Source organism: Bacteroides sp. AM37-9, assembly GCF_003603455.1.
GTDB lineage: Bacteria > Bacteroidota > Bacteroidia > Bacteroidales > Bacteroidaceae > Bacteroides > Bacteroides xylanisolvens.
Map to the genome: position 1 here is coordinate 30,664 of NZ_QTNF01000021.1, position 22,168 is coordinate 52,831.

18 protein-coding genes are annotated in these 22,168 nt (G+C 43.1%); 15 read left to right on the plus strand and 3 right to left on the minus strand.

Features of this window, described 5'->3' with window-relative positions; genetic code table 11:
* The 4 genes from DW862_RS15205 (at position 1) to DW862_RS15220 (ending at position 3,636) form a co-directional block, all read left to right on the plus strand.
* Positions 1-672: a hypothetical protein gene (locus DW862_RS15205; RefSeq protein ID WP_120069113.1), complete on the plus strand. Its 672-nt coding sequence runs from the start codon at positions 1-3 to the stop codon at positions 670-672.
* Between the two features lie 29 nt (positions 673-701).
* Positions 702-1,082 carry a glycine cleavage system protein GcvH gene (gene gcvH / locus DW862_RS15210; RefSeq protein WP_008026188.1) on the plus strand — a complete coding sequence of 127 codons (381 nt, stop codon included), beginning with the start codon at positions 702-704 and terminating at the stop codon, positions 1,080-1,082.
* Positions 1,083-1,134: 52 nt separating this feature from the next.
* On the plus strand, positions 1,135-1,644 hold the full coding sequence (gene purE / locus DW862_RS15215; protein WP_004296231.1) for a 5-(carboxyamino)imidazole ribonucleotide mutase: 510 nt from the start codon (positions 1,135-1,137) through the stop codon (positions 1,642-1,644).
* 147 nt (positions 1,645-1,791) lie between these two features.
* Positions 1,792-3,636, plus strand: a complete 1,845-nt coding sequence (locus tag DW862_RS15220) for a 4-hydroxy-3-methylbut-2-en-1-yl diphosphate synthase (protein ID WP_087323310.1) — start codon at positions 1,792-1,794, stop codon at positions 3,634-3,636.
* Between the two features lie 71 nt (positions 3,637-3,707).
* Here DW862_RS15220 and DW862_RS15225 read toward each other — a convergent pair whose 3' ends face one another.
* On the minus strand, positions 3,708-5,030 hold the full coding sequence (locus tag DW862_RS15225) for an ATP-binding protein (RefSeq protein ID WP_049701189.1): 1,323 nt from the start codon (positions 5,028-5,030) through the stop codon (positions 3,708-3,710).
* Positions 5,031-6,029: 999 nt separating this feature from the next.
* On the opposite strand from DW862_RS15225, the gene DW862_RS26635 reads away from it, so the two are divergent.
* From DW862_RS26635 to DW862_RS15240, 3 genes are all read left to right on the plus strand, one after another.
* Positions 6,030-6,161 (plus strand): hypothetical protein, encoded by a 132-nt coding sequence (locus DW862_RS26635; protein WP_008026195.1) that lies wholly within the window; start codon positions 6,030-6,032, stop codon positions 6,159-6,161.
* Between the two features lie 124 nt (positions 6,162-6,285).
* A complete protein-coding gene (locus DW862_RS15235; RefSeq protein ID WP_165861931.1) occupies positions 6,286-8,232 on the plus strand; it encodes a heavy metal translocating P-type ATPase in 1,947 nt (648 codons plus the stop codon).
* 7 nt (positions 8,233-8,239) lie between these two features.
* A complete protein-coding gene (locus DW862_RS15240) occupies positions 8,240-8,680 on the plus strand; it encodes a Fur family transcriptional regulator (protein ID WP_004314986.1) in 441 nt (146 codons plus the stop codon).
* A 71-nt stretch (positions 8,681-8,751) separates the two neighbouring features.
* Here the strand turns inward: DW862_RS15240 and DW862_RS15245 are convergent, their stop codons facing one another.
* Positions 8,752-9,753, minus strand: a complete 1,002-nt coding sequence (locus DW862_RS15245) for a malate dehydrogenase (RefSeq protein ID WP_008026201.1) — start codon at positions 9,751-9,753, stop codon at positions 8,752-8,754.
* Between the two features lie 187 nt (positions 9,754-9,940).
* On the opposite strand from DW862_RS15245, the gene DW862_RS15250 reads away from it, so the two are divergent.
* From DW862_RS15250 to DW862_RS15260, 3 genes are all read left to right on the plus strand, one after another.
* Complete coding sequence (locus DW862_RS15250; RefSeq protein ID WP_004314988.1) at positions 9,941-10,780, plus strand: S1 RNA-binding domain-containing protein; 840 nt, start codon at positions 9,941-9,943, stop codon at positions 10,778-10,780.
* 115 nt (positions 10,781-10,895) lie between these two features.
* Positions 10,896-11,588 (plus strand): DUF4476 domain-containing protein, encoded by a 693-nt coding sequence (locus DW862_RS15255; RefSeq protein WP_087317846.1) that lies wholly within the window; start codon positions 10,896-10,898, stop codon positions 11,586-11,588.
* Positions 11,589-11,674: 86 nt separating this feature from the next.
* A complete protein-coding gene (locus DW862_RS15260; protein WP_120069119.1) occupies positions 11,675-13,048 on the plus strand; it encodes a hypothetical protein in 1,374 nt (457 codons plus the stop codon).
* A gap of 27 nt (positions 13,049-13,075) precedes the next feature.
* On the opposite strand, the gene DW862_RS15265 is transcribed toward DW862_RS15260, so the two are convergent.
* On the minus strand, positions 13,076-15,028 hold the full coding sequence (locus tag DW862_RS15265; protein ID WP_118219067.1) for a transglycosylase domain-containing protein: 1,953 nt from the start codon (positions 15,026-15,028) through the stop codon (positions 13,076-13,078).
* A gap of 220 nt (positions 15,029-15,248) precedes the next feature.
* Here DW862_RS15265 and DW862_RS15270 point away from each other — a divergent pair, with 220 nt between their 5' ends.
* The 5 genes from DW862_RS15270 to DW862_RS15290 are packed head-to-tail and all read left to right on the plus strand — an operon-like array spanning position 15,249 to position 22,145.
* On the plus strand, positions 15,249-16,664 hold the full coding sequence (locus tag DW862_RS15270) for a leucine-rich repeat domain-containing protein (RefSeq protein ID WP_120069122.1): 1,416 nt from the start codon (positions 15,249-15,251) through the stop codon (positions 16,662-16,664).
* Positions 16,665-16,684: 20 nt separating this feature from the next.
* Positions 16,685-18,061, plus strand: coding sequence for a C4-dicarboxylate transporter DcuC (gene dcuC / locus DW862_RS15275; RefSeq protein WP_118219089.1), 1,377 nt, complete (start codon positions 16,685-16,687; stop codon positions 18,059-18,061).
* An 18-nt stretch (positions 18,062-18,079) separates the two neighbouring features.
* A complete protein-coding gene (gene iadA / locus DW862_RS15280; protein ID WP_118219088.1) occupies positions 18,080-19,225 on the plus strand; it encodes a beta-aspartyl-peptidase in 1,146 nt (381 codons plus the stop codon).
* A gap of 18 nt (positions 19,226-19,243) precedes the next feature.
* The gene (locus DW862_RS15285) at positions 19,244-20,614 is read left to right on the plus strand and encodes a hypothetical protein (RefSeq protein WP_004314995.1); all 1,371 of its coding nucleotides are present in this window, start codon (positions 19,244-19,246) and stop codon (positions 20,612-20,614) included.
* 7 nt (positions 20,615-20,621) lie between these two features.
* Positions 20,622-22,145 (plus strand): M14 family metallocarboxypeptidase, encoded by a 1,524-nt coding sequence (locus DW862_RS15290; protein WP_008026212.1) that lies wholly within the window; start codon positions 20,622-20,624, stop codon positions 22,143-22,145.
* Positions 22,146-22,168 lie beyond the last annotated feature (23 nt).

Genomic DNA, 22,168 nt, shown 5'->3' on the forward strand with positions numbered 1-22,168 from the left:
ATGGACAGAGAGAGAGAACATATCATAGCGGATAAGACAATGTTGCAGGTGGCGAGAGCTACTTCGATGGTCTTTACTCCATTTTCTATTCCGTTTTTATCGTTTCTGGTGTTATTCCTGTTTTCTTATCTTCGTATCATGCCGATACAATATAAGTTGATCGTGTTGGGAATTGTTTACTGCTTTACCATACTGACACCTACCATTACCATTTTCCTGTTTCGTAAAATCAATGGCTTTGCCCGTCAGGAGTTGAGTGAGCGCAAGAAACGTTATGTACCGATTCTGCTGACTATCATCTCGTATGTGTTCTGCCTGTTGATGATGCGCCGGCTGAATATACCTTGGTATATGACAGGTATCATCCTCGTTTCTTTGGTAGTATCTGTTATCTGCATTGCAGTGAATTTGAAATGGAAATTGAGTGAACACATGGCAGGAATAGGCGGAGTGATCGGCGGACTGGTTTCTTTCAGTGCTTTGTTCGGTTACAATCCGGTCGGATGGTTATGCCTGTTTATATTGATTGCCGGTATATTAGGTTCTGCACGAATTGTATTGGGACATCACACGTTGGGTGAGGTGCTTTCCGGTTTTGCGGTTGGTTTGATATGTGCCCTTTTGGTACTTCATCCGGTGAGCAACATCTTATTTCGAGTATTTTTATTTTAAAACAGTATAAATCCTAAAAACTAATTATTATGAACTTTCCACAGAATTTGAAGTACACGAACGAACACGAATGGATTCGCGTTGAAGGAGACATTGCATACGTAGGTATCACTGATTATGCTCAAGAACAATTGGGTGATATCGTGTTCGTAGACATACCGACTGTTGGTGAAACGTTGGAAGCCGGTGAGACATTCGGAACCATCGAAGTAGTGAAAACAATTTCCGATCTTTTCCTGCCTGTAGCAGGTGAAGTGATGGAACAAAATGAAGCATTGGAAGAAAATCCGGAACTGGTTAATAAAGATCCGTATGGCGAAGGTTGGTTGATTAAAGTGAAACCGACAGACCTGAAAGCCGTTGAGGACCTGCTGGATGCCGAAGCATACAAAGCTGTGGTAAACGGATAATTCTTACCTCACTTTAAATTGTAAATAGTAAATCGTAAAATAGTAAATCAAAATGACTCCAATTGTAAGTATTATCATGGGTAGCACGTCCGACCTTCCTGTTATGGAGAAGGCTGCGCAACTGCTGAATGATATGCATGTACCGTTCGAAATGAACGCGCTTTCTGCTCACCGCACGCCTGAAGCTGTGGAAGAGTTTGCAAAGAATGCCCGCAACCGTGGCATTAAAGTTATTATCGCCGCTGCCGGAATGGCTGCCGCCCTTCCCGGTGTAATTGCAGCCAACACTACACTGCCGGTGATCGGGGTACCCGTAAAAGGCTCCGTGCTCGATGGTGTAGACGCGCTTTATTCTATCATCCAGATGCCTCCGGGCATTCCTGTGGCAACGGTTGCTATAAACGGAGCGATGAATGCCGCTATCCTTGCCATTCAGATGTTGGCATTGAGTGACGAGAAATTGGCAGAAGCTTTTGCTGCTTACAAAGAAGGACTGAAAAAGAAAATCGTAAAAGCAAACGAAGAACTGAAAGAAGTTAAGTTTGAATATAAAACAAACTAATGTGATTTACGATTTGACAATTTACGATTGGCGATTGAAATATCTTCGTAAATCGTATGTTGTCTTTGCACGTTGTCTTTGCATATTGCGCAGAAAGTGTTTTCAGTCATCAAATCATATATCGTAAATCATAAATCATAAATCAAAATGGTTGATCTATTCAATTATTTTCGAAGAGAAACCACAGAAGTAAATATTGGGGCTGTGCCGTTGGGCGGCCCCAATTCTATTCGTGTCCAGTCGATGACAAACACGTCTACGCAGGACACACAGGCTTGTGTGGAACAGGCGAAACGTATTGTTGATGCAGGTGGCGAGTATGTCCGCCTCACAACGCAGGGTATCAAGGAAGCGGAGAATCTGATGAATATCAATATCGGACTACGCAGTCAGGGATATATGGTTCCATTGGTTGCCGATGTGCATTTCAATCCGAAAGTGGCGGATGTAGCTGCTCAATATGCGGAAAAGGTGCGCATCAATCCGGGAAACTATGTAGATGCTGCGCGTACTTTTAAGAAACTGGAATATACAGACGAGGAGTATGCGCAGGAAATACAGAAAATCCATGACCGGTTTGTCCCGTTCCTGAATATCTGTAAGGAGAATCACACTGCGATCCGGATCGGTGTGAATCATGGCTCTTTGTCCGATCGCATCATGTCACGCTATGGTGATACTCCCGAAGGAATGGTGGAATCCTGTATGGAATTCCTTCGTATCTGTGTAGCGGAGAACTTCACAGATGTGGTGATTTCTATCAAAGCCTCCAATACCGTGGTAATGGTGAAAACCGTTCGTCTGTTGGTGGACGTCATGGAAAAAGAGGGGATGGCTTTCCCATTACACCTCGGAGTGACAGAAGCCGGAGACGGAGAGGACGGGCGTATCAAGTCGGCTCTCGGCATCGGAGCATTGTTGAGCGACGGGTTGGGCGATACCATCCGCGTATCTTTGAGTGAAGCACCCGAAGCTGAAATTCCGGTGGCCCGTAAATTGGTGGATTATGTTCTATTGAGGCAGGAGCATCCTTATATTCCGGGATTGGAGGCGCCTGAATTTAACTATCTGTCTCCTGAACGCCGGAAGACAAAAGCGGTCCGTAATATCGGAGGCGAACATGTGCCCGTAGTCATTGCCGACCGCATGGACGGAAAGACAGAAGTAAATCCGCAATTCACTCCGGACTATATTTATGCCGGAAGAGCCTTGCCCGAACAACGGGAAGAAGGCGTGGAATATATTCTTGATGCGGACGTATGGCAAGGAGAGGCCGGAACCTGGCCTGCTTTCAATCATGCGCAACTACCATTGATGGGTGAATGTGATGCAGCGCTTAAATTCCTGTTTATACCCTATATGGCCCAAACAGATGAAGTGATAGCCTGTTTGAAGTACCACCCGGAAGTGGTAATCATCTCTCAAAGCAACCATCCGAACCGTTTGGGTGAGCACCGTGCATTGGTGCATCAGCTAATGACGGAAGGTTTGCAGAATCCGGTTGTCTTCTTCCAGCATTATGCGGAAGATGATGCGGAGAATTTGCAGATAAAATCCGCAGCCGATATGGGAGCCTTGATCTTTGACGGTCTTTGCGATGGTATCTTCCTGTTCAATCAGGGCAGTTTGAGCCATGCCGTTGTCGACGCCACTGCTTTCGGAATCTTGCAGGCCGGACGTACCCGTACCTCTAAGACAGAATATATATCCTGTCCCGGTTGTGGCCGTACGCTTTACGACTTGGAGAAGACAATTGCCCGTATCAAGGCAGCCACTTCACATTTGAAAGGCTTGAAGATCGGCATTATGGGCTGTATCGTGAATGGTCCCGGCGAGATGGCGGATGCTGACTACGGTTATGTAGGAGCAGGACGAGACAAAATCAGTCTTTATAAAGGCAAGGTGTGCGTAGAGAAGAATATTCCTGAAGAAGAGGCGGTAGAACGACTCCTGGAGTTTATCCGAACAGATCGGGAAGAAAACCAACAATGATAATTGGGCACGGAATACAGGTGATGGGGACTGATCTCATAGAAAAACTGTCATCCGTGCCTAACTATGTACTACATATCTTCCAATGACAAACACATTGTTTCAATAGTATAACGAGGCAATAGCTTTTTCTTCAAATGTTCAACTTTCTGTTCCAGCAACTCTGGCTTAAAGTTTTTACGTTGGCGTTTTACTTCAGCAACTACTGCTTTGTTTTTTTCAAGACCGAGTGCAACAATATCTATTTCGTTTTGGTTCCCTTTGTTTTCCCACCATGACCCGATGGCACGGAATTGATAACTTTCTGCGAATTTCTGTTTGAAGTAAAGTTCTAATATCTTTCCGCTGTAGGTTGGATAATCAGCTTTTATGATATTACGCAGCCCTACAAAGTTTTTAATTTCTATCAATGAACGGTTACGATCGAAGTAATTGAACCAAAACCTAATAAAATTATCACATATTTCATATCGGACAGTTGTTGAGCTCTCTTTAGCTAAAATGGGACGTTGGCGTATGATAATATTATAATCGTCTATCAGACGTTTCAGGTAGCCACCTGCGCTTTTTTCTCCTAGTGCTGCCTCAATTTCTGCTTGTGTATTTCTGCCTCCGGCAATTGCACTTAAAATAGAAAAGTAGGTTCCGTAATTTTTTCCAAATTCTTCTATCAACAAATTTTTTCCTTCTTCGGTAAAGGGAGAATTATCGCGAGCCATAAAATGGATCATGCTTTCCACGTGAAGCATATGGTTGTCGCAAAAAAGTTCCACGTATTTAGGTACCCCGCCAGTAAAAGTATAAAGTGCTAAAAGATCATCATTCGAATGTGTCGGGGCATATTCATGCATGATTTCTTTTAGAACAGAGAGACTAAAGGCTGACAGCTTGATTATGTTATCAGCTCTTCCGAAGAGTGGTTCTTTGTTGTCTTGGAAAATTTTTTGCATAAGAGAATAGATGGAACCACTGACAATCAAATTCATGTGTGAGGACTTCCGATATTGGTCCCAAATATTTTGCATATCGCTGAATATGGATTCATTAATAGTATAGAATTCCTGAAATTCATCAATAACTAGGTTGAAAGTCCGTTGTGTCGAAAGCTGCATTAGGTATTGGAATAAGTTTCGGAAACTTCGGATTTCTGTCGGAACAAAGATTTGTAGGGCTTGTGCGATAAGTGGGATGAATTCTTCGCACAAGGTTGCTTCATTTTTGCGCCCTATAAATAAGTAGACAGTGGGAGTCTGTTCAACGGCTTTCATAATGAGGCTTGTCTTCCCAATTCTACGGCGACCGGTAACGACTGTCATTCTTGAACTTTCCTCAAATGCCAATTGCTGAATTCGTTTTAGCTCTTTTAGTTCTTCTTCTCTATTATAAAACCTCATAGTCAGTGAATTATATTAGTAACTGTGGTTACTGTAACCACGGTTACAAAGATATTTATTCTTAGGGGAACGGCAAACTTTTTCTTTCTTTTTATAAATTCTTTACCCTTCCCAATTAAAAATTTTATGATCGTTTCTATTGATTTATACCAATTTTATTGTCAAACTGTCAGGGTGATATTCAAGTATATGAATATCAATACTATATCACCTGACAATAGATGCTGATAATAGGCTGACAATAAAATATATCTACTTTTACTGTCAGCCTTATTTTTATCTCTTATGATCCTTTTATGACTTGATAAATAATAGCTTTAGAAGCATGTTCTGAAGTAACGTCGCATTTTAGTAACAGCCTCCCAAAGTGATATCTACCTATATAGTTCCATTAACGTGCCTATGTAGTTGCCCTAGAGTGCCAGTATAGTTCTACTAAAGTACCGCTATCTTTACTTTGTCACGGCCGTGGTAACTTCTTCCCACAGCCGTGACGAGTTCCTACCACGGCTGTGGAAAGATCTCGTCACAGCCGTGGAGAGTTAACAATACTGATGCTTTAATGGAACAATACCTACTTGTTAAGTGAAAGATACCGGCTATATAACATTCATTTAATAGAGGGATTCATTTTAAAAAGCTGCTTTCTATGTGGATGGTATGGTTACTGCAGGCGATGATGTCCTTCAGGTGCTTATAAAATGGAACAGGCTGACAATAAAAGTTCTGATTTTTTATTGTCAGCCTATTGTCATGGCTTATTGTCAGCATGTAAACCGGTGATAATCATTATACTATCGGGAAAAAACTTTGGTTGACAATAAGAATCATCAAATTTATATGTAATCTTCTTCTGTCCTGTCAAAGTTCGTCCTGTAAAGGATAAGTAGCAGTTGACAACTAAAGAAAATAGTAGCTACAGTTGGAAAGAAAAAGAAGTCTTGCTTAATATATTAAGCATGTTTTTGCTATATTTGTGCAATATAAAGAGCATATTTTATGGAAAAACGAATAATAAAGGCAATTATAGCCGAGCGTCAGCAAGAAATTAGTAAGATTCAGCTGGTTGAAAGACCGATATCATTACTTGGGATGAAGAAAGGACAATTTCAGGGAATGAGTTGGATATAGAAGTCGTGCCGGTTTGGAAATGGCTGTTGCGATATTGCTGACATTGAAAGGTGCTAAAACCGATTTATGCAACTTTGTTGCATAAATCATTTGCTACCTTTGCATCAACTAAATGATGAATGTTATGGGACATTGTAGTTGTGGCGCTCACTCATGCGCAGCAGAAAAAAAGGTTGATGTAAAGGTTTCGGTATTCCATGAATATGGGAAAGTGATATTCTCTCTCCTGCTGCTGGCAGGTGGAATAATAATGAATGCTCTCGATTTAGCATTCTTCCGTGAAGGATATGTTTCTTTGATATGGTATATCGTAGCCTATCTTCCGGTAGGGATTCCGGTGATGAAAGAAGCCTGGGAAAGTATCAGGGAAAAAGACTATTTCAGTGAGTTTACTCTAATGGTTATTGCTACTCTGGGGGCTTTCTATATTGGCGAATATCCGGAAGGAGTGGCCGTGATGTTATTTTATACAGTAGGAGAACTGTTTCAGGATAAAGCGGTAGATAAGGCCAAACGTAATATCGGAGCCTTATTGGATGTAAGACCCGAGAAAGCACTGGTACTTAGAGAGGGTAATCTTGTTCTTGAAAGTCCTAAAAAGATAAAAGTCGGTGAAATCATAGAAATAAAGGCAGGTGAGCGAGTACCACTCGATGGAACCATGCAGAATGAGGTTGCCGCTTTTAATACAGCTGCATTAACGGGCGAAAGCGCGCCTCGTAATATTCGGAAAGGGGAGGAAGTGCTTGCCGGAATGATTGTAACCGACAAGGTAATCCGACTTGAAGTGACGAGACCTTTTGACAAGAGCGCACTCGCCCGAATATTGGAACTTGTTCAGAATGCCGCCGAACGTAAAGCTCCGGCAGAATTGTTTATTCGCAAGTTTGCCCGTGTTTACACACCGATTGTTATCATACTGGCCGTATTAATTGTATTATCTCCATTTGTCTATTCACTTATCAATCCTACATTTGTATTCACATTTAATGATTGGTTATACAGAGCTTTGGTCTTTTTGGTGATTTCATGTCCATGCGCATTGGTGGTTAGTATTCCATTAGGCTATTTTGGTGGTATCGGAGCGGCATCCCGATTGGGTATTTTATTCAAGGGCGGTAATTATCTGGACGCTATCACTAAGATCAATACGGTGGTATTCGATAAAACAGGAACCCTGACAAAAGGAACCTTTGACGTGCAGGCCTGTAAAAGTGCAGGCGATATTTCGGAAGAAGAATTAGTGAAACTGATTGCTTCGGTAGAAAGTGATAGCACACATCCGATTGCCAAGGCTGTTGTAAACTACGCAAAAGAACAAAACATAGAACGCGTAACCGTTACCGATACGAAAGAATATGCCGGCTTCGGATTGGAAGCAACGGTAGGCGGAATACCGGTTCTGGTTGGTAATTGCCGGTTACTGTCCAAGTTTGATATATCCTTTCCGCAAGAATTGTTGAAGATGACAGATACCATTGTAGCCTGTGCTGTTGGAAACCGTTATGCCGGTTATCTGTTGTTGGCTGATGCCTTGAAAGAAGACGCAAAGGTAGCTATTGACCGCTTAAAAGCTTTAAATATTGAAAACATACAGATATTATCCGGTGATAAACAGAGTATTGTTACTAACTTTGCGGAGAAGCTCGGCATATCGAAAGCCTATGGCGACTTGCTTCCGGAAGGGAAAATGAAACACGTGGAAGAATTGCGTCAGGATGAGGCAAACCGGATTGCATTTGTCGGCGATGGAATGAATGACGCACCGGTGCTTGCTTTGAGTCATGTCGGTATTGCTATGGGAGGATTGGGCAGTGATGCAGCCATTGAAACAGCCGATGTCGTGATACAGACAGATCAGCCGTCGAAAGTAGCCGAAGCTATCAAAGTAGGAAAGTTGACACGAAGAATCATTTGGCAGAATGTATCACTGGCATTTGGAGTGAAATTGCTTGTATTGATTTTGGGAGCCGGTGGAATCGCTACTCTTTGGGAAGCTGTCTTCGCAGACGTAGGCGTTGCGTTGCTTGCTATTATGAACGCCGTCAGAATACAGAAAATGATAAAATAGGAGAAAGATGGAAGAAGATATTTATTTGGATAAGCTGGTCAGAAGAGACATTAAGCCAACTGCAATAAGGCTCTTGGTGATAAAAGAGATGATGCAGGCAGAGCGTGCAGTGTCATTGCTTGACCTCGAAACATTGCTCGACACAGTTGATAAATCGACCATATCCCGTACCATCGCTCTCTTCTTGTCTCATCACCTCATACATAGCATAGACGATGGAAGCGGCTCGTTGAAGTATGCCGTTTGCGACAACTCTTGCAATTGTGTGGTACAGGATTTACATTCGCATTTTTATTGTGAGAAATGTCATCGTACATTCTGCCTGGAAGGTACCCATATCCCGGTGATTGATTTGCCTGAAGGATTTACTTTGCATAGCATTAATTATGTCCTTAAAGGGATTTGTCAGGAATGTTCTTCCGTGGGAATGACATTGGCAATGAAATAAAAAAGGCCGAAATCCGGAACGATAAAAAGATCGTCAGGTTTCGGCCTTCTGCTTTCGCTAATATTGTTTGATTAGTCAATATTGGGATTCAAAGCATGCCAGTCCTTAATGGCTGGGATGATTCCCATTTCAATCACTTCGTCACGAAGTTTACATAAGTGTTCGTAGCTCTTTTCTAATTCTTCCTGTTCGGCAGGAGTTCCGGCTATTTCTTTATAAGTAACGCCGTCTTTAGTAATTGAAGTTTCCATCGCCATCATGATATGGTCGAATTTGCCATTGGAAACATACGTTCCGGCAGGCCAGCGGAATGGCTGTCCGCCCATAGCAGCAGCAATCATTTCGATAGACAGATAAGCCGGGCTTTGGAAAGAAGAACGGCCGCGCAGGTCGATGATATGTTTTCCACCCTGGATGACACGTACTTTCAGTGCTTCCCATTCCGTCAACGGAAGGCGGGTAGTACCGATGAAATCGGTCAGGGGTTCTCCTTTTATTTTGGTGGTAGATGCAAATACAGCCATTTGTTCTCCATGACCGCCATACGTACGGCAATTCTGAATGTCGGAAGCGGGGATATGGAAGTATTTCACCAGTTCGTTTTGCAGGCGGGTGCTATCCAACGCAGCCAATGTAGAAACTTGTGAAGGTTTCAAACCTGCATACAATAAAGTAATCAGACCGGTGATGTCTGCAGGATTAAAGATGACAACGATATGTTTTACGTTCGGGCAATATTGGCGAACGTCTTTTCCGAATTGAGCGGCAATCTCTGCATTTCCTTTCAACAGATCTTCGCGGGTCATACCTGCCTTACGGGCTGCTCCACCGGAAGAAACAATATAAGAAGCTCCGGTCAGCGCTTCCTTGATATCGGAAGTATAGGTAAGGTTGACACCTTCAAAACCGCAATGATACAGTTCTTCAGCTACTCCTTCCAAAGCTGGTGCGAATGGATCATAGAGACAAATATTCGGAGTGAGTTTCATCATCATGGCTGTTTGTGCCATGTTGGAGCCGATCATTCCGGCAGCTCCCACAATCGTAAGTTTCTCGTTGGTTAGAAATTCCATAATTTTATATGTTTAAAAAGGTGAATAATTTACTCTTTCTTTTTGTCGCTACAAAGTTAACATATTAGAACGCAGATTGTTCATTGCAAATAGTTTTTCTCGATAACGAAAAGTTATAGCTGACTGATTGAGGGATCTATTCAAAATAGATTATCTTTGCTGCTTATATAATATAATAGATAAGAATATGAGCATCGAATTAGGAAAGTTCAACCAGCTTGAAGTCGTGAAGGAAGTCGATTTCGGCGTATATCTCGATGGTGGAGAAGAAGGTGAGATTTTGTTGCCTACCCGCTATGTGCCCGAGGATTGTAAGATAGGAGATTTTTTGAATGTGTTTCTTTACCTGGATATGGATGAGAGGCTGATTGCTACGACACTGACCCCGTTAGTGCAGGTCGGACAGTTTGCTTGTCTGGAAGTCTCCTGGGTAAATCAATACGGAGCTTTCCTGAACTGGGGATTGATGAAAGACCTGTTTGTGCCGTTCCGTGAGCAGAAGATGAAAATGCAGGTTGGACGGAAATACGTGGTTCATGCACATGTGGATGAAGAGAGTTACCGTATTGTGGCTTCAGCAAAAGTGGAACGTTATCTGTCGAAAGAAAAGCCAGAATATGCTCCGGGAGCAGAGGTGAATATTCTTATCTGGCAGAAGACGGACTTAGGCTTTAAGGCAATTATAGATGATATGTATAGCGGTTTATTGTATGAAAATGAAATATTCTGTCCGTTGGAGACAGGGATGGAAATGAAAGCTTTTGTGAAACAGGTGCGTGAAGATGGTAAGGTCGATTTGATTCTTCAGAAACCCGGTTTTGAAAAGATTGACGATTTTTCGAAAACGCTGCTAGACTATATCAAAGAGCACGGGGGACGAATCAACTTAAATGATAAAAGTCCTGCGGAAGATATCTACGACACGTTTGGTGTCAGCAAGAAAACCTTTAAGAAAGGAGTGGGCGACTTGTATAAGAAACGTCTGATAACCTTGCACGAGGATGGCATTGTTTTGGCGGATTCCTAAACAGAATAGGGATTTCCCTACATACGAATAGAGAGAATCATTGGGGTGGGGAGTTTCCTCACCCTATTTTTGTGGTATCAGATTAAAGATATAAATAATAAAAACGAGATAAGTTATGCGTAAGATTATAATAAGTTTCTGCATCCTGTTCGCTGCCCTTTCCTTACAAGCGCAGTCTGTTAACGGAATCCGTATCGACGGCGGAAATACTCCGATACTTGTTTACTTGGGAGGAAACCAAATCAGTTTGCCTACTACTACCTGCTTTATAGCCAATTTGAATCCCGGACATTATACTGTTGAAGTATATGCCACCCGCTTTACCCGTCCGGGAGAGCGAGTATGGAAAGGAGAAAAATTGTATAAAGACTATGTTTATTTCGATGGTAGGGGAGTGAAAGAGATATGGGTGGACGGACGTGATAACGTGCACCCGGAAAGACCCGACCGCCCCGGACAGGGGGGACATCGTCCGGGACAAGGAGAACACCGCCCAGGATATGGTTACAACAGGGTCATGAACGATCAGCTCTTTCAAACGTTTTATAATGAGATGAAGAAGGAGCCTTTTAAAGATGATCGTATAAAGTTGCTTAATGCTGCATTGGCCGGTTCTGATTTTACATCTGCCCAATGTCTCCAACTGACCAAACTTTATACATTTGACGATGACCGGATGGAAATTATGAAGATAATGTATCCCCGCATTGTAGATAAAGAAGCTTTCTTTACAGTGATTAATACCCTGACATTTACTTCCAGCAAGGACAAGATGAATGATTTTGTGATAGGGTATGGTCGGCGTTGATACTATTAACTGTACGGTTATAGAGATATGTTACGCATGTTTATTGAGGAATATTATCGGAATAATAAATGATAGGAGATTGAATTATGAAACGAATACTTTTTTTACTCTTTGCGGTCGGCCTGACTGCCAATATGACCGTAATGGCTGGAATGAGCACCAGCAAGGTACGTAAGGAGACACGTTTTCTTACCGATAAGATGGCGTATGAATTGAGTTTGAGTACACAGCAATATAATGATGCGTATGAGATTAATTACGACTTTATTTATTCTGTCCGTAATATAATGGATTACGTAGCACGTGGTTACGAATGGGCATTGGATGATTATTATGAAGCTTTGGATATCCGTAACGACGATCTTCGCTGGGTATTGAGTGATGCGCAGTATCGCCGGTTTCTCGGTGCCGAGTATTTCTATCGGCCGATTTATGTAACCGGAGGGAAATGGAGTTTCAGGGTGTACATCAATTACCCGAACCGTAGCTTGTTCTATTTTGGTGTGCCTTATCATTACCGTACTTATTGTGGAGCGCATTATCGTCCGCACTTTCACCATACAAGCTACTATCGGGGAAGATATACTAATTTCAACCATTACTCTGCACCGCACCGGGTGAGAGATCAGAGAGTATATCACTCTTATCGTCGTTCGGACTTCGGTTCTGTCCGGTTCCGTCCGAATACTTCCACTCGTCCGCATAATGCACCGACACGTCCGGGTAATTCTTCCCGTCCGGGTTCATCGGCAACACGACCTGGAACATCTCGTCCAAGTACATCTACTCGTCCTGATACGTCTCGTCCCGGAACGACAACGCGACCTGGTACGTCTACTCGCCCTCGTCCGGAATCAGGAGATAGACCTTCAACTTCTGTCAGACCGTCTACACCGTCCGGAAGTGGGAGACCGAATAAAGAGGTTGTTCCTGATAGAAACGGGAATACAAACAGAGTAGAAGGAGATCGTAATTCCGGTCGCCGTCCGGAAACAAGTTCCGGTTCTTCAAGCTCTAATCGCAGACCGACAAGCGGAAGTTCGACAAGTAGCGGTTCCAACCGTGAAAGTGGAAAAACAAGTAGTAGTTCAAGGGAAAGTTCAAGTAGGCGAAACGATAGTAGTGGTTCCTATAATAGAAATAACAGTTCTGATAGAAACAATAGTTCTTCCAGTCGTGGTAGCTCCGGTCGTGGCAGTTCTAGTTCCAATCGTGGCAGTTCTAGCTCCAGTCGTAGTAATTCCAGTCGCAGTAGTGAAAATACTACCAGCCGTCGCAGTAGTACTACCTCTAGCCGTAGTAGCGGTAGTTCGAGTTCTACTCGAAGCAGCGGTAGCTCTACCCGGAGCAATGTTTCCAGCGGACAAACAGAAAGACGCTCTTCTTCCGGAAGTACGAGAAGTAATAGCACTCAAAGCTCTTCCCGTTCTTCTGAAAGAAACAGCAGTTCAAGAAGATAACCTATTCCTTTATTATTTATATCAATCTCATTGCTCCTCAGCGGTAGGAGAACTAGACTCCGGTTTTTCACCGGCTAGACTATTCCGGGCGTCGCCCGTAACTTGGATATCGGGGCGGATACTATCCGCCTCGATTTCACTTATTACTCCTTGCTGTGCAAGACGTTTTGCAATCAGCTTGTAGTAACCTTCCATATTCTCCTTTAATTGTCCGCCTTCTGCAAAAGAACTGCGGAAATGCTTGGGTTTCGGGATAATGGAAGCCAGGAAAATACTTTCTTCCGTGGTCAGTTGCGAAGGGCGTTTCTTGAAATAATAAGCAGACGCTTCCTGAATACCATAAACGAGCGGTCCCCATTCTACAATATTCAGATATACTTCGTACATACGTTCTTTGGAAGTTAGTCTTTCATTCTCTATCAGCCACACAATCAATGCTTCTTCCAGTTTACGCGCAAAGTTCTTGTTACGGTTCAGGAATACATTCTTTACCAGTTGCATGGTGATCGTACTTCCTCCGCGTGCAAAGCGTTTCACTTGCAGGTCGTAAATCAGTGCTTCCCGTAAGGCATCGGGCAGGAAACCGCGATGATAAAAGAATGCTCCATCTTCGCTTTGCATGACAGACATTCTTAGAATGGGGGAAATGCTGTCTAAGGGTGTAAAGTGATTGCATGAAGGGCCGATAGGGAAGGTTCGTACCGGCACTCCATTCTCATAAGCTGTGTAAATGAACTCACCGGACATTTTGGAGAGTGAAGTAGCTCCATAGCTTATGATATGGAAATCTTTTTCTTTCAATTCAGATTCCAGTTTGAGACTATCCAGTTGCGCAAAATCAATGTCTAACAGAAAATGATAAGCCAGCTCACCACTTGTCTTGATGCCTTCCAGATTACTGAATAATCCTTTCGGCAGAGAACTGAACAGATCGTCTGCCGGAAACCAGGATTTGTTGACTGCTGCAGTGAAATGCCAGTTTCCCTTCTCCTTCTCGACCCGTAAATAAGGATGGAACTGGAGCTTGTTGAAGTCAACAATGGTGGTACTGTCCAATTCAAATGAGTGTCCGTTTATGTTCATCTCGTAACAGAGTTGTCCGCGATCGAGATGAATGATTTCAGGAGAGAGGGCTTTATGAAATACGTCCAGCCCGTTCACTCTTGCTTTTCCTTTGAGGAGCAGTTGGGCGGTCGCACGTTTATCTTTAGTCATGCTATAAGATAATGTGTCGAAAGTGACTTCTGCTCCAAAACGGCGGGTAATATAAGGTAGTGAGATTTTCTTTTTCTCCGGAGCAAAGAGAGCTGCTTTTAATGTATAGTCTCTTCTGTTCAGTTCACCCGATGCTTGCCATTGTTGTTGAGGCAGTGTATCTTCTTTTATCTGAATGGTTGATTGAAAATGATTATCCTTAATAACAAAGGAGGGGATGTTGACTGCAACGAAGTTACTATCTTTGCGTTCGGTTATTTTTATTTGGTTGAGTTGGCCGTTTTCGGGCAGAAAACCGTAAATGAGGTTCAATACCCGGTCGATGCGGTTGGCATAGTTGCTCTCTATGGCGGGCTTTGACTCTGTCTCTTGTTGTCGTTTAAGGAACAGGAAGTCATAGTTGGCTAGGGAATCATATTTGATAAAGTTTATTGCCAGCCCATCCATATGGACATTGCGTACTTCGACTTCTCCTTTTAGCAACTTCCAAAAACTTAGTTTTACGTTGACAGATTGCAATGTCAGCAGGGTATCCCGTTGGTTGGGAATAATAGAAAGTCCTTGTAAAACCACCTTATTGCAGCCTTCCATTTGTAACTTCTGATAATGAATCTGCAGTCCGTATGCCTGTTCGATACGTGTAGTCCGTTTGTCAACGATATGGCATAAAATAATATTGCGGGATATAAAGAGACAAATGAGGCCGGTAAGCAAGATACCGGTAGCGGATAGAATAATAATTCTTTTTTTGCTGGACGTTTCCATCTTCTTTTTCTTGATATGATAATCGCTGCAAAGGTAGATAATAATTTGGGCAACAAGCGGAGTATTTTCCCATTTTTAGAGTTATATTCATCAGTAGAGAGAAGAAAATACAAAAAAAGGCGCTTTATTTGCAATATTAATCTTTTGTTAAGGTCTGTATTAATCTTTTCGTTTACTCGTTAATGTTACTTTTACGCTCAAAACCAATACTTTTGAAATTATGATGCGAATGAACAAACCGATGACTACTGCAATGTTTTGCATGGCATTATTGCTTGGAGGACTCTCATCTTGTACCACTAATGATGTGGAAGATATACAGGGAGGTGGTGAGCAAGACCTTTATGAAATTAAAGATCGTGCGTTGGGAGAATACCTTGTTTATAACTGTAGCCGTACAGACGAAAACAAGCTTCCTTATGAAATGGCTGTTGCGGAAAATGGCAAATTCTACCTGAACACCCAAAAGGCTGCTACCGTAGAAAATCTCTATCTGGTAAAAAACGATGCGCAGATAGCTAAACTGGAGAATGCGGGATTGGCTACAGCTGCAGTGAAGATTGTAGATATGGACGGTTTGCAGTTCTTTACCGCTCTAAAGACATTGAAGATTACTTCCAATTCGGTGGAGCGTATGGATCTGACTGCATTGACCGAGCTGGAAACGGTTGAGATGAATAATAACTCTGTTGCAGCACTGGACTTGTCGCAGAATACAAAACTTATTCGCTTTCGCTATGGTGGAAATTCGGCCGGTGATACATCTACCAAACTTTCTACAATTAGCTTTGCAAATAATAATGTGATAGAACATATTTATTTAAAGAACCAAAATCTTCAGGAAAATGGCTTTATTCTTCCTTCAAACTATGCAGCATTGAAAGAACTTGATTTGAGCAATAACCCGGCTGCTCCTTTTGCTATTCCGGAGGATTTAATGACCCAGTTGACTACTGCTGTCGGAGTGGTGGCTGATTCCGAAGGTGGAGGAGGTGAAGACGGTGAATTGTTCACAATCCCGGATAAGGCTTTTGGAGAGTATCTTTATTATCTTTCAACAGATGCTGGTAAATTGCCACAAGGGCTGGTTGTGAAAGAGGGCAATGAATATCAGTTGGATAAGACGATTGCGGCTACTGTTACGGCGGTAAATGTAGCGAAAACATCAGCCGCTACCAGTGAGTTGGTTACAGCCGGTCTTGAAACGGCAGAGACCCCTATAGCTTCTGTAGATGGCTTGCAGTTCTTTACAGGATTGGTTGAATTTACTGCCACCTCAAATAAGTTTACCGAGGCACTTCCGCTTACTGGACTTAGTAATTTAGAGGTCCTACAAGTGAATACGGCAGGAGTCGGTTCATTGGATTTGAGTGGTAACCCTAAATTGCGTATTTTGAATTGTAATGGTAGTACGAAAAGTGGATATGGTACGCTTTCGACCATTAATCTCTCATATACCCCCAATCTGGAAACTCTTAATCTGAAAAATAATAAATTGACAGAAATCAATGTTTCGAATCTGGTTAAATTGACAGAACTCGACTTAAGTGGCAATCCTGGTGCAAACTTCAAGATTCCGAGCGCAATATTTAATAATTTGACTACTACTAAAAACAAAGGTGTAGAAGCAGAATAATTCAAATAAAGAATACTATGATGATATATATAGGTGCATTTATAGCCTTACAGGTAATTGTATTGGTAGCTTATTGGCTAATGAAAAAGAATAACCCGCAAGGAGTATTGATGGTAGCCGGGATTTTGATGTTAGCACTTAGCATGTTGCTTGGTATGCATTCGCTAAGTCTGACCGAAACAACGGGGACGCCGGTTTTCGACCTCTTTCGGATTATAAAAGAAACTTTTTCATCGAACATGCTTCGTGTTGGTTTGATGATTATGACTATTGGAGGTTATGTAGCTTACATGAAAAAGATCAAGGCTAGTGATGCATTGGTATATGTGTCTATGCAACCGCTGGCTATTTTCAAGAAGTTTCCCTATATCGCTGCTTCCATTGTAATCCCTATCGGACAGATGCTTTTCATTTGTACACCGAGCGCAACAGGACTTGGTTTGTTGCTGGTTGCTTCTATCTTTCCTATTTTGGTAGGTTTGGGAGTGAGTCGTCTGACGGCAGTATCGGTTATTTCTGCCTGCACTATTTTTGATATGGGTCCCGGTTCGGCCAATACCGCCCGGGCGGCGGAACTTGTCGGTCAAAATAATATGCTGTACTTTGTTGAACACCAGCTTCCGCTGGCCATTCCGCTTACTATTTTGCTAATGATTGTTTACTATCTCACCAATCGTTATTTTGACCGCAAGGATCGCCAGTCAGGACGTACGCAACCAGAAATGATGGATACAAAAGATTTCAAGGTGGATATTCCATTGATTTATGCGATTCTGCCAGTGTTGCCGTTATTCCTGTTAATCATCTTTTCGAAATATGTACACCTGTTCGACCCTCCGATTGAATTGGATACCACTACGGCTATGTTTGTCTCTCTGGCAGTTTCCATGTTGTTTGAGTTGATACGTCTTCGTTCTTTTAAAGCTGTTTTTATGACTATGAAATCATTCTGGGAAGGGATGGGTAAGGTATTTACCAATGTGGTGACACTGATTGTTGCGGCAGAAATCTTCTCTAAGGGGTTAATTAGCCTTGGCTTTATTGATGCGTTGGTTGAAGGATGTACCAGTCTGGGATTCTCTGGCATTTTGGTTTCGATTGTCATTATCCTGATTCTTTTCCTGGCTGCTATCCTGATGGGAAGTGGAAATGCTTCGTTCTTCTCGTTTGGTCCGCTGGTTCCGTCAATTGCTACCAAAGTCGGTATGACTCCCGTAGATATGATATTACCTATGCAATTAGCATCGAGCATGGGACGGGCGGCATCACCTATTGCCGGTGTGATTATCGCCATTTCGGAGATTGCCGGTGTGTCGGCTACCGATTTGGCCAAACGCAATATCATTCCGTTGTCAATCACATTGATTGCTATGATAGTTATTCACTTTTTTATCTAACAAGTAATACTGATTATGATGTTCAAACTGATTCAAAATATACATCTTTATGCTCCTGAAGACAGGGGGATAAACGACCTGCTTATTTGTGGTGAAAAGATTGCTTGTATCGCACCCCATATCGATATTCGGGGATTAGAGGTGGAAGTGATCGATGGGGCAGGCATGAATGCTGCTCCCGGCTGTATAGACCAGCACGTACATATCATTGGCGGAGGCGGACAAACCGGCTACTTTTCTTTGGCCCCTGAAGTACCGTTAAGCCGTTTACTGGCTTGTGGAACGACTACGGTAGTCGGACTGTTGGGAACCGATGGTTTCGTGAAACAATTACCGGCACTGTATGCCAAAACGAAAGCACTGTGCATGGACGGTATATCCGCTTATATGCTTACCGGTTACTATGGACTGCCCACTCCCACATTGACAGATAGCATTGCCAACGATTTGATTTTCATTGATAAAGTGATTGGCTGTAAGATAGCAATCAGTGACGACCGTAGTTCCTATCCTACTAAAACCGAATTGATGCGTATCATTCAGCAAGTACGCTTGGGAGGTTTTACTTCTGCCAAAGGCGGAGTGATGCATGTGCATTTGGGAGCTTTGCCCGGAGGAATTGAGCTATTGTTAGAGATAGCACGGGAGTATCCTTCATTAATCAGCTATATTTCTCCTACTCACATGGGACGTACACACGATTTATTCTTGCAAGGAATTGAATTTGCCCGTATGGGGGGAATGATTGATATTTCCACAGGAGGAACAAAATATTGTGAACCTTATGAAAGTGTACTGGAGGGATTGAATGCCGGAGTATCTATTGACCGTATGACTTTCTCATCGGATGGTAATGCCGGCGTACGTCGTAAGGATCCGATAACCGGTGAGGATAGTTATACTGTGGCGCCGTTACATCGAAACCTGGAGCAAGTGATCCGGCTGATTGTGGACGGAGGCATTGCTCCTTCGGATGCTTTCCGCCTGATAACTTCCAACCCTGCCCGTACAATGAAGCTGAAAGGAAAAGGAGAACTTCGGGAAGGATGGGATGCGGATATAACGCTGTTTGATGACAATTGGAAACTGCAAGGTGTCTATGCCCGTGGTGCGGAAATGATGCACGAAGGTGTCGTGATGCGTAAGGGAAATTTTGAAATGTAATACTAAAACAACATGGATATGAAAAAATATCTATTATTCCTGATAGGGCTATTCTTGCTCCTTCCGGTAATGGCACAGACAGACGAAGGTAGTGATGACGCCGAAATAGTGGAAGCCAGCGATGAAAGTTTATCAGATATCGACAATAAAGTAGTCCTCCATCGCTATAAAATGGGGGATGGCTTAAGATTCACAACACAAGGCGGCAATAAACTGACGGTCAGCGGGATGGTACAAACATCGGTAGAAAGCCGTCGCTTTGAAGATGTGGATCAGATGTACAACCGTTTTCGTGTGCGTCGTGCCCGTGTACGTTTTGATGGAAGTGTCTATCACGATAAATTGCGTTTCCGGTTGGGACTCGACTTGGTGAAAGGTAGTGAGACGGATGATGACTCCGGGTCGTTATTGATGGATGCCTATGCTGCCTATCGCCCTTGGGGCTCTAAACTTGTCATTTCGTTTGGGCAGCGTTCCACTCCTACGGATAACTATGAATTGCAGATGAGTTCTCACACGTTACAGTTTGGTGAACGTAGTAAAATAACTTCTGCATTTAGCACGATTCGTGAATTGGGTGTTTTTGCCGAAAGTTCTTTCCGGCTAGGCAGCAAAGGACTTTTACGTCCTTCCATTGCTATCACCGATGGTTCCGGTCCGATCTCGGAAGGAAAGCGTTATGGTGGATTGAAGTATGGCGGCCGGTTGAATTACCTTCCTTTTGGAGCTTTCCGTTCGATGGGAGGAAGCAGAGAAGGGGATATGGCTTACGAACTGACTCCGAAGTTGAGTGTCGGTGTTGCATATAGTTATGCGGACGGTACATCCGACCGTCGTGGCGGGCGCAGTAACGGAGATATTCTTTATATGAATGACCGTGATGAAATAGATCTTCCCGATTATGCTAAACTGGTGGCGGACTTTGCTTTTAAGTATCGCGGATTTTCGATGTTGGGCGAATATGCAAAGACATGGGGATATGTTCCTTCTTCTATAACGAAACGGGTACGAAACGACGGTTCCACCGCTACCACCTTTGACGTGAACGGAGAACAGAATGTAGAAGCTTACATCAAAAACCGAATGATGTTGGGACAAGGATTTAATATCCAGGCAGGATATATGCTCCGTAGTCTTTGGAGTTTTGATTTGCGCTATACATACCTTAAGCCTGATGAATATTCGTATATGAATAATAATCTGTATTTCAACAGGCATAACTTTTATGATTTCAGTGTCTCCAAGTATCTGACACGCAATTATGCTGCCAAGATACAATTGACTGTCGGACTGGCTCGTAGCAATGGTGAAAACCGTACTCCTGATAGTACATACACCTATAATGGCAATGAGTGGATAGGTAACCTATTGTTCCAATTTAAATTCTGATGAAGCTATGAAACGAATATTATTAATACTTTGTCTTTTATTGTCCGGTCTTCCATTCTATGCCCAACAGACCGGAAAGGTGACGGCGAAGTTTTTCCCGGATCCGCAGGTCGATATTGATACCCCGGCATTTGCCAAGAAACACGGCTTCACCACATATCGTGAGATGATGACGTTCTTACATGACCTGGCTACTACGTATCCGGAACGAGTGAAACTTCAAATTGTTGGTCGCACCCAGCGTGGACGTGAAATACCCATGATAAAAGTGAGCAAGGGAGGAAATGATAAATTACGTGTCCTCTATACAGGGTGTGTGCATGGAAATGAGCCTGCTGGCACCGAAGGTCTTCTGTATTTTATGAAACAACTGACTTGTGACTCTCAACTGTCTGCTCTGCTTGATAAAATGGACTTCTATATTATGCCTTCGGTAAATATTGACGGAAGCGAACAGGGAGAACGGGTCACTGCCAATGGTATAGACCTGAACCGTGATCAGACGCTTTTGTCAACTCCGGAAGCACGTACCTTACAACGGGTTGCTTTGACAGTCAAACCTCATTTGTTTATTGACTTCCATGAGTATAAACCACTCCGCGCTTCTTATGAAGAAGTGACCGACGGACTGCTGGTTACCAACCCTAACGACTTTATGTTTTTGTGGAGCAGCAACCCGAATGTGTCTCCGGCATTGCGTACTGTTGTAGACGAATTTTATGTGCCTGAAGCCATTCGCATGGCCGATGCGGAAGGGCTGACACATCACACCTATTTCACTACCAAAAGTAATCGTGGAGAAATTATATTCAATATTGGCGGTTCCTCACCCCGTTCTTCCACTAATATCATGGCCTTGCGTGGAGCTATCTCCATGCTGATGGAAGTACGTGGTGTCGGTCTGGGGCGTACCTCCTATAAGCGTAGGGTATATACTGTTTACAAATTGGCAGAGTCATTTGCCCGTACTACTTTTGAACATGAAGGCCAAATACGAAAAGCAGTGGACGAATCCGCCTATTATAATGGTGATGTTGCTGTGACATTCCGTTCAAAGGCCGCTTCCGGTTATCCGTTGACCTTTATCGACATGCTTGCCTGTAAAGAGGTGACTGTGCCTGTTGAGGCGCGTATTGCTCCCGAATCGGAGGTCGTATTGACCCGCCAACGTCCTGTTGCCTATTATCTGGATGCGAACCAAAATCGTGCAGTCGAAATATTGCAGCAATATGGAGTTGAACTGGAGCGGCTGGCATCTCCGGAAACGATTGAACTGGAGTGCTATACCGTTACCAAGGCGGTAGAAAGTCATGATTTAGTGGCTGGTATCTTGCCGTTGAACGTGGTAACAAATACCAGTAACCGTACGATTACTCTTCCGGCCGGTAGCTATCGTATTTCCATGTCCCAACCTTTGGCTACCCTTGTGACAGTATTGCTGGAACCGGAATCGGCCAATGGTTTCGTCAACTACCGCGTGATTGATGCTGCAGTAAATAATACGCTGGGCGTCTATCGTAAAATGAAATAGATTAATTAATGACGATAAATAGA

What these genes read in the sequence shown, in the direction of transcription:
- DW862_RS15265 (WP_118219067.1), bottom strand. Translation starts at nt 15,028, where the DNA reads ATGGAAACGTCCAGCAAAAAAAGAATTATTATTCTATCCGCTACCGGT.
- DW862_RS15255 (WP_087317846.1), top strand. Translation starts at nt 10,896, where the DNA reads ATGCGTAAGATTATAATAAGTTTCTGCATCCTGTTCGCTGCCCTTTCC.
- DW862_RS15245 (WP_008026201.1), bottom strand. Translation starts at nt 9,753, where the DNA reads ATGGAATTTCTAACCAACGAGAAACTTACGATTGTGGGAGCTGCCGGA.
- gcvH (WP_008026188.1), top strand. Translation starts at nt 702, where the DNA reads ATGAACTTTCCACAGAATTTGAAGTACACGAACGAACACGAATGGATT.
- DW862_RS26635 (WP_008026195.1), top strand. Translation starts at nt 6,030, where the DNA reads ATGGAAAAACGAATAATAAAGGCAATTATAGCCGAGCGTCAGCAAGAA.
- DW862_RS15285 (WP_004314995.1), top strand. Translation starts at nt 19,244, where the DNA reads ATGAAAAAATATCTATTATTCCTGATAGGGCTATTCTTGCTCCTTCCG.
- DW862_RS15235 (WP_165861931.1), top strand. Translation starts at nt 6,286, where the DNA reads ATGGGACATTGTAGTTGTGGCGCTCACTCATGCGCAGCAGAAAAAAAG.
- DW862_RS15225 (WP_049701189.1), bottom strand. Translation starts at nt 5,030, where the DNA reads ATGAGGTTTTATAATAGAGAAGAAGAACTAAAAGAGCTAAAACGAATT.
- DW862_RS15205 (WP_120069113.1), top strand. Translation starts at nt 1, where the DNA reads ATGGACAGAGAGAGAGAACATATCATAGCGGATAAGACAATGTTGCAG.
- purE (WP_004296231.1), top strand. Translation starts at nt 1,135, where the DNA reads ATGACTCCAATTGTAAGTATTATCATGGGTAGCACGTCCGACCTTCCT.
- dcuC (WP_118219089.1), top strand. Translation starts at nt 16,685, where the DNA reads ATGATATATATAGGTGCATTTATAGCCTTACAGGTAATTGTATTGGTA.
- iadA (WP_118219088.1), top strand. Translation starts at nt 18,080, where the DNA reads ATGTTCAAACTGATTCAAAATATACATCTTTATGCTCCTGAAGACAGG.
- DW862_RS15250 (WP_004314988.1), top strand. Translation starts at nt 9,941, where the DNA reads ATGAGCATCGAATTAGGAAAGTTCAACCAGCTTGAAGTCGTGAAGGAA.
- DW862_RS15270 (WP_120069122.1), top strand. Translation starts at nt 15,249, where the DNA reads ATGATGCGAATGAACAAACCGATGACTACTGCAATGTTTTGCATGGCA.
- DW862_RS15240 (WP_004314986.1), top strand. Translation starts at nt 8,240, where the DNA reads ATGGAAGAAGATATTTATTTGGATAAGCTGGTCAGAAGAGACATTAAG.
- DW862_RS15290 (WP_008026212.1), top strand. Translation starts at nt 20,622, where the DNA reads ATGAAACGAATATTATTAATACTTTGTCTTTTATTGTCCGGTCTTCCA.
- DW862_RS15220 (WP_087323310.1), top strand. Translation starts at nt 1,792, where the DNA reads ATGGTTGATCTATTCAATTATTTTCGAAGAGAAACCACAGAAGTAAAT.
- DW862_RS15260 (WP_120069119.1), top strand. Translation starts at nt 11,675, where the DNA reads ATGAAACGAATACTTTTTTTACTCTTTGCGGTCGGCCTGACTGCCAAT.